This is a genomic window from Mesorhizobium sp. P2_C5_2 (assembly GCF_056404535.1).
In genome coordinates, this window is sequence record NZ_JBFUDV010000002.1 from 193,548 (window position 1) to 208,314 (window position 14,767).

Here is a 14,767-nt window from a genome sequence, read left to right on the forward strand (position 1 = left end):
CAATCATCATGACCCACAGTAGGCTGCCAGCGGTCATTGGCGAAACCGGCGCTGCGCCGTGCCTACTCCACCACGTCGCGATAGGCCCTCACCTCGTCGTCCAGCCCGCGAATGCGCCAGTTGCCCCCTTCCCGCCCCTCGATATGACACGGCCCAAGCGGCACCTTGCCGCCGCCTTCCGGCAGGTCCAGCACATAGACCGGATTGCAGATACCCGACAGGCGGGCGCGCAGCGCGCCGGCCAGTGCCTGTCCCTGGGCAATGGTGGTGCGCCGATGCGCCATGCCGCGCGCGAGGTCGCCATGGTGCAGGTAATAGGGTTTGACGCCGAGCCGGTACATCAGCTCGCGGCAGAGTTCCTCCAGCACCTCGACCGTGTCATTGACGCCCTTGAGCAGGACGCTCTGGTTGAGCAGCACGAAGCCGGCCTGACGCAAGGTGCGGCAGGCCTGTTCGGTGTCCGACGTGATCTCCCGCGCGTGGTTGAAATGGGTGACGATTGTGACCATCAGCCGGCCCTGCAAGGCGCTAACCAGCCCCATCGTGATGCGGGAGGGCAGTACGACAGGCACGCGCGTGTGGATGCGCAACAGTCTGACATGCGCGATCGTCTCGATACGGGTGCGGATTTCGGCCAGCGCCTTGTCCGGCAGCGACAGCGGATCGCCGCCGGTCAGGATCACTTCGCGGATTTCGGTGTGAGCTTCGATGTAGGCAAAAGCCTCTTCCAGAGCCTCTCGCGTGTAGCCGCGGCCGATCGACGTCAGGGACTCCTTGCGGAAGCAGAAGCGGCAATAGACCGCGCATTGGTAGGTCGGGAATAACAGCACGCGGTCGGCATGGCGGTGCGTCAGTCGCTGCACGGGGCTGAAATGATGGTCGGCGATCGGATCGTCAAGCTCGCCTTCCGTTTCCACCAGCTCATCCGGCGACGGAACGATTTGAGCGCGGATCGGATCGGCGGGATCGTTCCAGTCGATCAGGTCGAGATAGGCTTTGGGGGCACGGACCTTGTGCCGCGCGGCTGCTTCCTGCGCGGCCGCTCGCTCGGCGGGTGACAGCGGCAGCGAGGCGAGATCGCGGACGTGGCGGACGCCGGCGCGGACGTCGTCTTGCCAGGCGGTGTCGGCATTGGCGGCTTTGAGATTGGTGTCTGTGGTCATCGGAGGTCTCGGGGCAGCAATTTGGGCGGAGCTATCAAGCGTATGGCCGGCGAGGTCAATGGGCGGTGGTTGTCGCAGACTTGTTCTGCGTCGCGTTCCCGCCCCATCGACTTTCGCCGCAATCGACCAGAGCATCGATTTGAGGCATTCTGCCGCCGGCTGCACCATGGGGAGATGGAGCGGCGGCAAGGGAGGACTGCCATGACCGAGACGCCGGCCGATCTGCCGCGTTACGACGACGCCTTCGCGCAATTCCGCATCGAAGATGAGATCGCCAGGCTGCACGGCGACCCCGGGACCGGCATCAATGCCTATGTCGAATGCTGCGGCCGCTACACCGGACAAAACCGGCTGGCGCTGCGCGCCATCTCGGCCGGCGGCGACCTTCGCCAATTCAGTTTCGACGATCTCGCCGACATGTCAGGGCGCGCCGCCAATGTGCTCAAGGCCGCAGGCGTCGGTGCCGGCGATGTCGTCGCCGGGATGCTGCCGCGCATCCCCGAACTGGTGGCGCTGATCCTCGGCACATGGCGCATCGGCGCGGTCTACCAGCCGCTGTTCACCGCCTTCGGCCCGAAGGCCATCGAGCACCGTCTCGGCTATAGCGGCGCCAAGATCGTGGTTACCAACCCGGCCAATCGCGGCAAGCTCAACGAGGTCGAGACGCGCGCGCCGATTGCAACCATTCTTGGCGCCGGCGAGGCGCTGCCGGAAGGCGACATCGATTTCCGCGCCGCGCTTGCCGCAGCCTCGCCCGGCTGCGAACCGGTGATGCGCAAGGGCGACGACCTGTTCATGATGATGTCGACGTCAGGCACGACAGGCCTGCCCAAGGGCGTACCGGTGCCGCTCCGCGCCCTGCTCGCCTTCGGCGCCTATATGCGCGAGGCGATCGGATTGCGAGCCGACGACATCTTCTGGAACATCGCCGATCCCGGCTGGGCTTACGGCCTCTATTACGCCATCACCGGTCCGTTGCAGCTCGGCATCGCCACCACCTTCTATGAAGGCGCCTTCAACGCCAAAAGCACCTACGACATCATAGAGCGGCTCGGCGTCACCAGCCTCGCCGGCTCGCCCACCGCCTATCGCCTGCTTATGGCGGAAGGGCCTGATGCGGCCGCTCGTGTAAAGGGCAGACTGCGCGTGGTGAGCAGCGCCGGCGAGCCGCTCAATCCGGAAGTGATCCGCTGGTTCGACGCAAATCTCGCCGCCCCGATCAACGACCATTACGGCCAGACCGAGAACGGCATGATGGTCAACAACCATCACGGCCTGGCGCATGTCGTGCGCGCGGGCTCGGCCGGCTTCGCCATGCCCGGCTACCGCATGGCGGTGCTCGACGAGGCCGGCAACGAGCTCGGCCCCAACCAGCCCGGCATCCTTGCAGTCGACATCGCGAAGTCGCCGCTGCGCTGGTTCGATGGCTATCACCAGGCGCAGACGCCGGCCATCACGGGCGGCTATTACCGCACCGGCGACACGGTGGAGTACGAACCGGACGGCTCGGTGTCCTTCATCGGCCGCGCCGACGACGTCATCACCTCGGCCGGCTACCGCATCGGCCCGTTCGACGTTGAAAGCGCGCTGATCGAGCATCCGGCGGTCAACGAGGCGGCGGTGGTCGGCGTGCCCGATCCGCAGCGCACCGAGATCGTCAAGGCCTTCGTGGTGCTGGCGCCGGCCTACAAGGGCGACCCGGAGCTCGCCGAAGAACTTGCCCAGCACGTCAAGAAGCGGCTCTCGGCGCACGCCTACCCGCGCGAGGTCGAGTTCGTCACCGAACTACCGAAGACGCCGAGCGGCAAGATCCAGCGCTTCCTGCTGCGGAAGGCGGAGGTGGAGAAGCGCAAGGCAGGCTGAAGCCCCGATCTTCAAGCGTCGAAAACCGCTTCTCGGTGGCTTTCCGCCACGCAATAGCCGCGAAGTCCCCGGAGGTTCTCCAGCCTGTCGATCGTCAAAGAGGGGGGAACTGGGTCATGCGGCTGGTCTGGACATTTCTGTTCGCGCTGGCGAGCAGCGTGGCTTTCGCGGCCTCGCCGGAGGATGACTATATCGCCGCGCGTGACAAGGCGATTGCGGCCATCGCGGCGCTGAACGACGCGAACACGGCAACCGAAACGATCGACGCCCAGAACGAGAAGGCGCTGGCCGACCTGCAACAACGTCTTGCCGGCATCATCGGCCCGCTGGCGGTCAAGGATTTTCCGGCAACCGGCACGATCAATATCGAAAGCCTCAGCGACTCCGACATCGGCTACGGCATGCTCGACGGCTTGCGATACACCAAAGGCGACGACGGCCCCAGCCTGATGGCAACGACGCGAGGGCTGCTGGAGCGCTGGCTCCAGGCCAAAACCGACGAGACCGACGAGAGTTTCAAACTGCCCGCCAGCATCGATGAGACGCTGAAGCTCGATGCTTTCTATACGCAGGCGATAAACAGCGACGCCGCCTTTGAGGGGACGCTCGACTTCCCGCTGAAGAAGCCTGAAGGCGCCGACATTGCCTTCGCACGGCTCGGCGGCTGGACGCAGGACGTCGGGCCGATCTACGAGCAGGAAGTCATCGTTGCGCTCGTCAAAGGCAACAGCGTCATGATCACGGCGGCGCCGGCGGCCCCTGCCGTTCCCAAGATCCCCGCCTGCGACGCCGTCTGGGCTGCTGCGGATGCCGCCGCGCAGAAATTCCAGGAGGCCTACCAGGCTTCGGACCTCAAGGACGAAAAAGCGTTCGAGTCCTCCAACGCCGCCTGGGACAAAGGCGATAGCGACTATCGCGCCTGCATGGGCCAGCATCTGCCTGGAGACCCGGCGTTCCCCGCGCTGCTCGCCCAGGCGCAGGCGCTGGCCGATCAGATGGCTGGAAAGTAAGGCTCCCGGACGGGGCTTGCGCGGCAAGATCAGGCGGCTTTTTGCGATTTCGGATGCGAAGGTTCCGAGTTGCACAGGGAACCGCTCTAGACCCTTGTTTTCGTCGCATGGCATTCAGCTTTCGCCCCCTATGCTGACAACCAAGATCTCAACGTTTATTCTCGGTGGCCGTCTTGAAGTTCAAATTTAAACTTTAGCTACTATGGTGGATCGACGGACTACTGCCCTGGAAAGGTATTCGGATCGAATTGGCAGGAGAGACATCCAATCCCGGCCGGTTGAAACGGGCCATTTTTTCTTCCGCCAACTTGCCGGCGGCGATTGCCTTTGTTGTGCTTCTCGTCTGTGCCCTAGTTGCCGACCAGAGGAACAGGGAGGTCTCCGATCAGCTGGCGCGCGCTGACGTCCTGGCCAAGGTCAACATCATACGCGCCAAGCTCGAAGGCAACATAACCGGCAATCTCCAGCTGGTTCAGGGTCTCGTTTCAGCGGTCGTTACCGAGCCCTATATGGGCCAGCAGAGATTTGCGGCGCTCGCCCGCAATTTGTTCGAGCAAAAATCGCAACTGCGCGATATTGCCGGCGCGCCCGACCTCGTCATCACGCTGATATACCCGCTGGAAGGCAACGAAAAAGCCATCGGGCTGGACTACCGCAAGACCGAGGCGCAACGCATGGCTGCGCTTCGAGCCCGTGACCAGCGCGCGCTGGTGCTCGCCGGGCCGGTCAAATTGGCGCAAGGCGGGCGAGGTTTCATCGGCCGTATCCCGGTCTTCGTGCCGACGGCGGGTGGCGGCGACCGGTTTTGGGGGATTGTCTCGGCCGTGATCGATATCGATCGGCTCTACAGCGCGAGCGGACTGACCGACCCTGAGCTCGATATCGATGTCGCACTCATCGGCAAGGATGCACTTGGGGGCGGTGGCGAACTGTTCTTCGGCGGCGACAATGTCGTGGCCAGCAATCCGGTGACGGCAGAGGTGCAACTGCCTTCTGGCTCCTGGCAAATTTCGGCCATACCGAAGGGCGGCTGGCCGACCGCTCCGAAAAATGAGTCGCTGCTGCGGACGCTCATGGCGCTCGCCGGCGCGCTGGTGGTGCTGCCGATCCTCGTGGCAGGACGTCTTTTCGGTGAGCGACAGAAAAATGACGCCGAGTTGAGGCGCCTGTCCCGGCGGCTGGAGCTGGCATTGGAAGCCTCAGGGATAGGCGTGTGGGAGCACGACATCGTCAGCAACGAGCTCGTATGGGACGACCGCATCAACGAAATCTATGGCAAACCCGCCGACGGAAAGACCCGCGGCTATAACGACTGGGCGCTGTCGATCCACCCTGAAGACTTCGAGCGGGCGAAAGCGGACTTCGATTCGGCTGCTGCGACACAAGGCCCCTACTCTTCGCAATATCGGCTCCTGCGACCGGACGGCACCATTCGCCATGTCCGCACACGCGCCAGTTTCTTCCAGGACATCAACGGCGGATCAAAAATGATCGGCGCTGAATGGGACGTGACCTGGGACGTGCTGCTCAATGAGAATCTCGTGCGCGAACGTCGCCTTTCCGAATCGAAAAATGCCGAACTGAACATGGCCAAGGCCCGCATCGAGCATGTCGCGCTGCACGATTCGCTGACCGGTCTGCCCAACCGTCGGTATCTGGACGAGATGCTTGCCGAAAACCGCGAAGCCGAGGGCCGCGCAGCATTGCTGCATCTCGACCTTGATCGCTTCAAGGAGATCAACGACACGCTCGGCCATGCGGCGGGCGATGCATTGCTGGTGCATGCTTCGAAAGTCATCAAGGCCAGCGTCGGTCCGGCCGATTTCGTTGCGCGCATCGGCGGCGACGAGTTTTTCGTGTTAAGCCATGGACGCGACGACAAGGAGCTTGCCGCGCTTGCCGACCACATCATCGATGCGATGCGCCAGCCGATCGACTATCTGGGTCACCAGTGCCGGTTCGGCGTAAGCATCGGCATTGCGGCCAACAGCGGCGTCGATGCCAAGCAGCTGCTCGTCAATGCCGATCTCGCGCTGTATCGGGCGAAAGGCCGTGGCCGCAACCGTTACGAGTTTTTCAACGAAGAGCTGCAGAGCGAGATCGTGCGGAGCAAGCAAACCGCCGACGAAATTCTGGGCGGTCTCGAGCGCAACGAGTTCGTCGTTTACTACCAGCCGCAGTTCGACGCCAAGACGCTGGAGATCGTCGGCGTCGAGGCGCTGTCGCGTTGGGATCATCCACAACGCGGCATGCTGACCCCCGACGCCTACATCAAGGTGGCTGAAGAACTCAATGTCGTGGCGCTTATCGACCGCACTGTCCTGGAGCAGGCGCTTGATAGTTTCGAGCATTGGTCGCACAGCCACCTCAACATCCCGCGCGTGTCGGTCAACGTTTCCGCCAGGCGCCTGGAAGACAGGGACCTGATCAAGGGTTTGCGAAAGCTTCCCATCAGGCAAGGAACCGTGTCGTTCGAACTGGTGGAGTCGATTTTCCTCGACGAAAACGACGAACTGGTCAGCTGGAACATCGAACACATCAAGGGGCTCGGCATCGACATCGAGATCGACGATTTCGGTACCGGGCATGCCTCGATCGTCTCGCTCTTGAAGTTGCGGCCGCGTCGCCTCAAGATCGATCGCCAACTGGTCACACCCATCACCAGCTCAACCGCGCAGCGGCAGCTGGTGTCGTCCATCATCGACATCGGCAAGTCGCTCGGTATCGAAGTGATCGCCGAGGGCGTTGAGACGATGGAGCACGCGCAGATCCTGAAAGAGCTTGGCTGCGATATCCTGCAAGGCTTCCTGTTCGGCTACCCGATGGACGCAAAAGCCTTCAAGACATTCGCCCAGTCACGCAAATGGCTGGCGGCGAGCTGACAAACCCTGCTTGACGCAATTGCGGGCGCAGAACCGTTTCCTGGAATTGCTCCAGCTGCGCAGCCCCGGCCGGCATGGCGGGCGATCTTGCCACCGCCGCCCATGCTCTGTCGCAGGCGCGGCGCCTGCATCCAACCGTGTCCGTGGACTGGGTCGAGAAATACCACCCCATCGTCCACGAAAAGGATCGGGCACGCTATATCGAGGGGCTGCGCGTCGCCGGGCTCGACTGATCGACGCGGCCGGGGCGGTCAGCACCAGGGGTGGCGGCGCATCTATCGCGACCGCATCCTCAACTCCGCAAACACGGCGATTCCTGCCGATCCGCTCGACATATGGATCGACAGAAAGATTCAGCAGAATTTCAGAAATCTTCCGGTACGCGCCAGTCCTTTGGCTTCACTGTTCTCAAGGACGAACCGGATGAGGTCGAATATGTCACCGAATGAGAACACGCGCCAAGCCGCCCGGCAGGAACTCCTGGAATATGCATCCACCGTCATGGCTGCGTCGCCTTGTGCGCCCATGCCGGGAACAATTTTCGAGATGCTGGAGATCATGACCATGGAGAGGCGCATGACTTTCAACCAAGGTGAAGGCGGGTCAAATTCTCCTGATCCCTTGACGTCTAAGCCGATCAAGACCCCAATAGGGCAGCGTTTGGTCAAGTTGGTCAGATCGGCATTCAATGTCGCAGGAAAACGCAGGGCACGTACTGGCACTTGGCAGTTGCGAGCTTGATCTTGCGCGCGGGCAGCTTCTCCGCGACGGGAAAGCTGTTGCTCTCCGCTCCAAGGCGTTTGATCTGTTGACCTATCTCAGCAGGAATGTTGGACGCGTCGCGACCAAGTCGGAACTGATGTCAGCGGTGTGGCCTGATGTCTTCGTGACCGAGGACTCGCTGACGCAAGCAGTCAGGGAGTTGCGAAAGGCGCTGCAGGACGAAAGCCAAACCATCATCCGTACGATCGCCAAACGCGGCTACGTCCTCTCTCTTCTCGATGCGCCAAAGCAAGAGCGCCCCGGACAACCGAGCGTTGCGGTACTGCGTTTCAGCAATGAAGGTGCGCCGGAAGACACCCCTTTGATCGACGGTTTCGCCGAGGACATTGTCAATGCGTTGGCTCGCTTCGGAAGGGTCGTCGCGCTGGCACGCAATTCCGGATTTGCATTTGTCTCGGATTCCGCTTCCGATTGGCGTGCCGTTGGCGACAGCCTTGGCGCAACCTATCTGATCCGCGGCAGGGCAACGACTCGCGCAGACGGCATGCGGGTCACCGTCAGTCTCATTACTGCCTCGACGGGCGGCGTCCTCTGGAGCGATACCTTTTCCGCGTCCGGCGGCGAGATTTTCGACATGCAGGAAGAAATCGCCAGCCGTGTGGTGAACCGGCTGGTCACTCGGCTTGACGACGCAGGCGTCAAGCAGGCAACCCCGAAGCCTCCGGGCAGCCTGGCCGCATACGAGCTTCTCCTACGTGGACTGGCCCGGCTGCGCGGTTATAGCGATGATGACAATGAGGCTGCGCGCGATCTTTTCCAGGCTGCGGTCGAAAAGGACCCGACCTATGCCTTGGCGCACTCCTACATCGCGCTCGCCGATCTCATTATCGGTGGCTATGCCGAGGCATCCCCTGCATTGCTTGGTTCGCTGATCGATCGCGCGGAGTGTGCGGTGACCTTGGCGCCGGAAGAGCCGCGCTGCCATCGCGTGCTCGCCCAGGCTTTGATCTCTGCCCGTCAGTTCGAAGCGGCTGAACATCACCTTCAGCGCGCGCGCGACCTCAATCCCTATGACGCCGATACGATTGTGCAAATGGGGTTCCTGCTCTCGATGAGAGGCAGGCCTCTTGAAGCACTCGCGGCAATTGACAGTGCGATACGGATCAACCCGATCCATCCTGATTGGTACCACTATGATCGCTCCATCGCGCTATACTCAGCTGGAGATTACAAGGCCGCGCTTGTCAGCATGTCCAAGGTCCCCTCGAAGTCCCCCTGGCGACTGACAAGGCTGGCGGGGTGCCACGCGCAACTCGGCGAACTGAAGGAAGCTCAGCGCATTATGGCAGAGGTCAAGCGGATAGCGCCTGACTTTTCGCCGATGCAGTTTGCGCAAACCGGGATTGCGTATGAACATGCAAGTGATGTTGAGCATCTCGTTGCCGGCGTCGCCAAAGCACTTGCCGCGTGTGAGGAGCAACCCTAGGCGGTGCAGTCCTGGCCTCGGAATGCAGCTTCTCGCCAGAGCTGAAATTGCTTTAGGCGCGCTGACCCAAGGTATCCGATCAAGTGACGAGGAACGCGTGGGTTACCCGCGCAGCCCCGGCGCTTCCTGCCCCGTGCGCTCGACATATTCGGTATAGCCGCCGCCATAGGTGTGGATGCCTTCGGGCGTCAGTTCCAGCACGCGGTTGGAGAGTGCGGCCAGGAAATGGCGGTCGTGCGAGACGAACAGCATGGTGCCTTCGTACTGGGACAGCGCCGTGATCAGCATCTCCTTGGTGGCGATGTCGAGATGGTTGGTCGGCTCGTCCAGCACCAAAAGATTGGGCGGATCGAACAGCATCAGCGCCATCACCAGCCGCGCCTTTTCGCCGCCCGACAGCACGCGGCATTTCTTCTCGATCTCGTCGCCGGAAAAGCCGAAGCAGCCGGCGAGTGCCCGAAGCGGCGCCTGGCCGGCCTGCGGAAACGCGTCCTCCAGCGTCTGGAACACGGTGCGCTCGCCTTCCAGCACTTCCATGGCATGCTGGGCGAAATAGCCCATTTTCACACTCGGCCCCCGCGCGACCGTGCCGGCATCTGGGTCGGAAGCGCCGGCGACCAGCTTCAGCAGCGTCGACTTGCCGGCGCCGTTGACGCCCATGATGCACCAACGCTCGCGGCGGCGGACCTGGAAGTCGAGCCCCTCATAGATCGAGCGGCTGCCATAACCCTTGTGGACGTTCTTCAGCGTGACGACATCCTCGCCGCAGCGCGGCGCCGGCTGGAACTCGAAATTCACGATCTGCCGGCGCTTGGGCGGCTCGACGCGGTCGATCTTGTCCAGCTTCTTCACCCGGCTCTGCACCTGTGCGGCATGGGAAGCGCGGGCCTTGAAGCGCTCGATGAAGGCGATCTCCTTGGCCAGCATCGCCTGCTGGCGCTCGAACTGCGCCTGCTGCTGCTTGTCGGCGATCGCTCGCTGCTGCTGATAGAATTCGTAATTGCCGGAATAGGCGGTGAGCGACCCGGCGTCGATCTCGACCACCTTGTTGACGATGCGGTTCATAAACTCGCGGTCGTGCGAGGTCATCAGCAGCGCGCCCTCATACCCCTTCAAAAACTGCTCCAGCCAGATCAGGCTTTCGAGATCGAGATGGTTGGACGGCTCGTCGAGCAGCATGACGTCGGGCCGCATCAACAGGATGCGGGCGAGCGCCACGCGCATCTTCCAGCCGCCCGAGAGCTTGCCGACATCGCCGTCCATCATCTCCTGCGAAAAGCCGAGGCCGTCGAGCACCTCGCGGGCGCGGCCGTCGAGCGCATAGCCGTCGAGTTCCTCGAAACGGTGCTGCGCCTCGCCATATTGTTCGATGATCTCGTCCATCCGGTCGGCCTGGTCGGGATCGGCCATGGCCGCCTCGAGTTCGGCCATTTCGGCCGCCACGTCGCTGACCGGCCCGGCACCGTTCATCACTTCAGCCACAGCACTGTGGCCCGCCATGTCGCCGACATCCTGGCTGAAATAGCCGATGGTGACGCCACGATCGACCTGGACCTGGCCCTCATCGGGCTGCTCCTCACCATTGATCATGCGAAACAAGGTTGTCTTGCCGGCGCCGTTCGGCCCGACAAGGCCGACCTTCTCGCCCTTCTGCAAGGCCGCCGAGGCCTCGATGAAGACGATTTGGCGGCCGTTCTGCTTGCCGATGCTTTCAAGACGGATCATGCGGTTTCCGGGATGCTGATGCGAAATTGAGGGATTTGCCCGGGGCCATACGCGAATGAGGGTCGCGTGGGAAGAGCGCAAACGCCGCAGATGCACCGACGATAACAAAAGGACGTTACGATAGGCACCAACGCGCGAAACGCACGCATCCTCAAAGGAAGCAACGTTGATTGCGAATTTTGCGAAATGGCTCGCCTGCTCAAGTATTATAGGCAATACTCCATCCCGCACGGGCAATCACGAAGGGGAATTGCAATGGCGGATACTGTCGTTTTTCAATTGGATGGCTTTGACGTTCAGGCGGAAGTCTCGGACACGGGCAGCCCTCTCAAAGCCGCGGGCGCAGTGGATGTGGCGCATGTGGCGCAGAGGCCGTTCAAGGCGGCAATCGGCATGATTGGAGCCCTGGCCGACGCCTTCGCCGACGTCTTCAAGGGTCGCAAGGTCGGCGCAGCCGAAATAACGCTCGGCCTCAAGGTGACGGCCAAGGGCGATTTCATCATCGTCGGATCATCAGGGGAAGCGTCGCTCAGCCTGAAGCTGTCCTTGACGCCAAGCTGAAGCGATCATGAGCGCGGATGTTCTTCAGGAGGCGACGTTCCGCCTGGAGACCGCAGACGGCAAGCTGGCTGGCACTGCGGTGCTCGTTGACGGCGACGGCACCATGCTCACCTGCCATCACGTCGCGGCGACGGCCAGCAAACTCGTTGCGGTGGGCCGGGGCGGGCTGCGGGCGCAGATTGAATGGCTCACACAAGCCGATGAGGTGCTTGCCGGCTGCGACCTGGCGCTGGTCCGTCTCAGCGAAGGCATATATCTTCCCGCCGCTGTTCCGGTTCTGTCGGCTGCCACCGGCGGCCCTTTCCAGACGCGTGCCCAATTGGCCGAAGGCCAGGCGTTCCACGAAGGCGCGCCGCTGACGGGGACCGTGACCGGCGACATGATGGTCGGCTACCGGCACGGCGATCGAACCTACGCCATTACAGGCGGCCTGGTGACGGGCTTCCAGGTGCTCAGTGGCATGAGCGGGTCGCCGGTCTGGGACTCAGTCCGCGGCGCGGTCGTCGGCCTGCTTGCTGTCGGTTCCACTGAAAGAGGTAATATTGGCGGCTTTGTCAGTCCACTGGCGCAAGCAACCGAATCGGAAGCGTTGCGAAGTCTGCTGCGTCGCAACGAAGCGACGATAGGTCGGTTTGGGGATTCACCCAATCGGGTGGCGGCAAGCCTGTTGCTGCGATCGGCCACGGAAACGACGCTGCAACGGCTTCGCGACCGCGGCATCTTCGTGGCATCGAGCCATGTCGTCGCGCGCGAAGGGTTCGATCAGGCACTCGTCAATTTCCTTCGATCGGAAACGCTGGCCTTCCCGATCATCTCAGCCGCTGGCCAAGGCAAAACGACACTCTTGGCGAAACTGGCCGAGCAACCGTCGCAACGCCCGACCTGGCTGGTTCGCGGCGCTGATTTCCCCACCGACCAGTTCCCGATGCAGGTTCTGGACGGCATGCTGGCGGGGAGCGTCCGGTTGCCTACGGGGTGCAGCTTGCAAGCGATGGCCAACTATGGGGAGCCAAGACCACTTTTGCTGCTCGACGGCCTCAACGAAGTGCCGCTGGAGCCACGGCGCATTTCGGACGAATGGCTGCCGGACCTTCTAGGCTCGATCGAGCGGGCTGGATGGCGACTGATTTTCACGACTCGGCGCGAGCTTTTTGACCGTATCGAGGACAAGGGAATTGTTATAGCGAAGCTGTTCAAGGCAAGCCCGGCAAACCCTCAAGATAGCCCTGGCTGGTTCCGCCTAGGCGAGTTCACCACAGACGAGGCCACGCAGGCCGCGGTGGCCTATGGCTTGCCGCGCAACCTGACCCGTTCGATAGGCCGGCAGCCTTTGATGTTTCGCTTGGCGACGCGCGATTCGAACATGCAACACCGCAGCATCGTTCTTTCGAGCTATCTCAAGGAGCTCCTCGATAGAGCAATGGGCGATCTTGAGGGCCATCATCCGGACGGCGTTCGTGCACAGCTCATCAAGCTCGCCGCCGCTGCCGCCAACCAACCTTCCGGCGTTCTGGGCTTCAATCATGATGAGCTTCCGGAAAAAGCGGTTGTCAAAGCGCTGTGCGACGCAAACATCCTCGAAACAGTCGAAGCGGGCTATCGCATCATCTTCGACGAGGTGAGCGATTTCCTGCACGCGCTTAATCTGGCGACAGGCGACGTGGCGCGATGGCTTGAAGCACCCCCGAATGTCGTCACCCTAGCAATCGAGCTTCTGCTCGACAGGAACGCGGCAGCCGCCGTGAATGCTGCCGAGCAGATTGCGACTGGCAAGGAGGGATCTTACGATCCGCTTCGGTCGTTCCGCATCGTACTGAGATTGGAAAAAAGGCCGGAGATGGAGCCGGCCAAGGCATTGGCTGTGCGAGCACTTATCAACGCCGACTTGGTTCAGGACGCAATTGTTGCGGAAACTGATCTGCCAGGCGCACTGCCCGTGCCTGTACTTCGGACTCTTTTGAGAGCTGCGATCCTCGAGGAGGATGGCTATGGCTGGCGCGAGAAGGACGTCTACAGCAAATTGCATCGCTCGAATACCGAGGGAATTGCCAGAACCGAACTCGGGCTGACGCGCCTCGTCGCCGATCTTGTCCGAGAGGACACGATCGACGGCGTTGGACTCTTGATAGGTTTGCTTGCCGATACGACCCCGCTTTCTGATAACGGCAAGCCCAAAGCCTCTTCCGAAGCAACCGTCGGCAGCTTCGCGTTGTGCATGGTGTTCGCTCACCGCGAACGCATCGGCGTCGACCGCATCTTCAAGGAGGTCATCCTTACCGAGCGGCAGGGCGGTGACTCTCTCCTGGAAGCCTTTTGCGAGGATGAACCGGTATTGGTGGCCGAGCAGTTGGAGGAAGCCTACGAAGGGTCGTCCGGCATCTCGCCCGTCTTTCTGCGCAAGGCCTGGATGACGCTGCTGCAAAAGGCCGAAGCGGGCGAAACGATCCGTGCACGTATTCGGGAGGGCCTTTTGCGGCTGCTCGACCGGCTGGATGAGCGCGAACTGCAGGAAATATACCTCGCCGCGGTGCCGACCAACCTGTTTTCCCGCGATGTGCTGGAGCGTTTGTTCGAACGGGTCGTCGGGTCGACATGGCTCCACCGGGCAACGCTCATCGCCGGCATCCGCGCCGGCTTGACCAACATTTCCGACGCTTTGGCTATCGCCAAGCAGCGGGACTGGGCGTCCGCATTTGTCTCCGACCTTGCGACCTCTTGGAAATCCGACGACTCGTGGGTCTCGCTCAACGATATTGTGCCTTTGGTGTCCACGTTCTTCGCACCACGCGAGAAGCTCAGCACTGAGCAGCGTATCCTCGTTGAATGGATGTCATACGAACCTACTCTTGAGCAGGCAAAAATCTCCGGCTTTTGCGACTACCTCGAGCAGGTCATCGCTGTGGGCAATCCTAACGACGTCGAGCTTCTCGTTATTCCCGCATTTGCGCGTACGAGCGTGCTATCGCCAGGCCAGCGTGCGTTTCGCGAGTGGCTTGGTACGAGTCTTTCAAAAGCGAGGCAGGCGAGTTCGATTGCACCAATGGCACTGAAACAAGCCGTGTCTATGCGGGCTGGAACCGATGAGCTTCCGTCATCTGCCCTGGTTTTAGCCCGCATGGTCAACGTGGGAGACCTATTCTTGCTTGCATTGAGCGACTATTCACCCGCGAAGATGAAGACAATCCTCAACATCATGCTGAAAGAGGCGAGGCGCCGCGATGAAGACCTCGAAGACCTCCTCCATCTACAGTCAATTTTTGCCGACGATAGCTCTTCGCCAAGCCAACATCGGGCGCAATTTCTAGACTACGTGATGGCCCTACGACGACGCTGACACAAGGACGTAGCTGCCGA

General features: G+C 61.8%; 10 protein-coding genes. 7 read left to right on the forward strand and 3 right to left on the reverse strand.

What is annotated here, in order from left to right; translation table 11 throughout:
- Positions 1–62: 62 nt before the first annotated feature.
- The gene (locus AC1D1B_RS07805; RefSeq protein ID WP_477330888.1) at positions 63–1,163 is read right to left on the reverse strand and encodes a KamA family radical SAM protein; all 1,101 of its coding nucleotides are present in this window, start codon (positions 1,161–1,163) and stop codon (positions 63–65) included.
- A gap of 201 nt (positions 1,164–1,364) precedes the next feature.
- Here AC1D1B_RS07805 and AC1D1B_RS07810 point away from each other — a divergent pair, with 201 nt between their 5' ends.
- From AC1D1B_RS07810 to AC1D1B_RS07825, 4 genes are all read left to right on the forward strand, one after another.
- Positions 1,365–3,026, forward strand: a complete 1,662-nt coding sequence (locus tag AC1D1B_RS07810; RefSeq protein ID WP_477330890.1) for an acyl-CoA synthetase — start codon at positions 1,365–1,367, stop codon at positions 3,024–3,026.
- A gap of 116 nt (positions 3,027–3,142) precedes the next feature.
- Positions 3,143–4,036 (forward strand): hypothetical protein, encoded by an 894-nt coding sequence (locus AC1D1B_RS07815; RefSeq protein ID WP_477330892.1) that lies wholly within the window; start codon positions 3,143–3,145, stop codon positions 4,034–4,036.
- A gap of 278 nt (positions 4,037–4,314) precedes the next feature.
- The gene (locus AC1D1B_RS07820; RefSeq protein ID WP_477332091.1) at positions 4,315–6,918 is read left to right on the forward strand and encodes a bifunctional diguanylate cyclase/phosphodiesterase; all 2,604 of its coding nucleotides are present in this window, start codon (positions 4,315–4,317) and stop codon (positions 6,916–6,918) included.
- A 74-nt stretch (positions 6,919–6,992) separates the two neighbouring features.
- A complete protein-coding gene (locus tag AC1D1B_RS07825; RefSeq protein WP_477330894.1) occupies positions 6,993–7,151 on the forward strand; it encodes a hypothetical protein in 159 nt (52 codons plus the stop codon).
- A gap of 120 nt (positions 7,152–7,271) precedes the next feature.
- Here the strand turns inward: AC1D1B_RS07825 and AC1D1B_RS07830 are convergent, their stop codons facing one another.
- Entirely contained in the window at positions 7,272–7,640 is a 369-nt protein-coding gene (locus AC1D1B_RS07830; protein WP_477330896.1) for a hypothetical protein, read from the reverse strand.
- On the opposite strand from AC1D1B_RS07830, the gene AC1D1B_RS07835 reads away from it, so the two are divergent.
- Positions 7,607–9,127, forward strand: a complete 1,521-nt coding sequence (locus tag AC1D1B_RS07835) for a winged helix-turn-helix domain-containing protein (RefSeq protein WP_477330898.1) — start codon at positions 7,607–7,609, stop codon at positions 9,125–9,127. The genes AC1D1B_RS07830 and AC1D1B_RS07835 overlap by 34 nt on opposite strands.
- A gap of 102 nt (positions 9,128–9,229) precedes the next feature.
- Here the strand turns inward: AC1D1B_RS07835 and AC1D1B_RS07840 are convergent, their stop codons facing one another.
- Positions 9,230–10,852, reverse strand: coding sequence for an ABC-F family ATP-binding cassette domain-containing protein (locus AC1D1B_RS07840; protein ID WP_477330900.1), 1,623 nt, complete (start codon positions 10,850–10,852; stop codon positions 9,230–9,232).
- A 186-nt stretch (positions 10,853–11,038) separates the two neighbouring features.
- On the opposite strand from AC1D1B_RS07840, the gene AC1D1B_RS07845 reads away from it, so the two are divergent.
- A complete protein-coding gene (locus AC1D1B_RS07845; RefSeq protein ID WP_477330902.1) occupies positions 11,039–11,413 on the forward strand; it encodes a CU044_2847 family protein in 375 nt (124 codons plus the stop codon).
- A 7-nt stretch (positions 11,414–11,420) separates the two neighbouring features.
- Positions 11,421–14,747 carry a S1 family peptidase gene (locus AC1D1B_RS07850; protein ID WP_477330904.1) on the forward strand — a complete coding sequence of 1,109 codons (3,327 nt, stop codon included), beginning with the start codon at positions 11,421–11,423 and terminating at the stop codon, positions 14,745–14,747.
- Positions 14,748–14,767: the final 20 nt, after the last annotated feature.

What these genes read in the sequence shown, in the direction of transcription:
- AC1D1B_RS07805 (WP_477330888.1), bottom strand. Translation starts at nt 1,163, where the DNA reads ATGACCACAGACACCAATCTCAAAGCCGCCAATGCCGACACCGCCTGG.
- AC1D1B_RS07810 (WP_477330890.1), top strand. Translation starts at nt 1,365, where the DNA reads ATGACCGAGACGCCGGCCGATCTGCCGCGTTACGACGACGCCTTCGCG.
- AC1D1B_RS07815 (WP_477330892.1), top strand. Translation starts at nt 3,143, where the DNA reads ATGCGGCTGGTCTGGACATTTCTGTTCGCGCTGGCGAGCAGCGTGGCT.
- AC1D1B_RS07825 (WP_477330894.1), top strand. Translation starts at nt 6,993, where the DNA reads ATGGCGGGCGATCTTGCCACCGCCGCCCATGCTCTGTCGCAGGCGCGG.
- AC1D1B_RS07835 (WP_477330898.1), top strand. Translation starts at nt 7,607, where the DNA reads ATGTCGCAGGAAAACGCAGGGCACGTACTGGCACTTGGCAGTTGCGAG.
- AC1D1B_RS07840 (WP_477330900.1), bottom strand. Translation starts at nt 10,852, where the DNA reads ATGATCCGTCTTGAAAGCATCGGCAAGCAGAACGGCCGCCAAATCGTC.
- AC1D1B_RS07845 (WP_477330902.1), top strand. Translation starts at nt 11,039, where the DNA reads ATGGCTCGCCTGCTCAAGTATTATAGGCAATACTCCATCCCGCACGGG.
- AC1D1B_RS07850 (WP_477330904.1), top strand. Translation starts at nt 11,421, where the DNA reads ATGAGCGCGGATGTTCTTCAGGAGGCGACGTTCCGCCTGGAGACCGCA.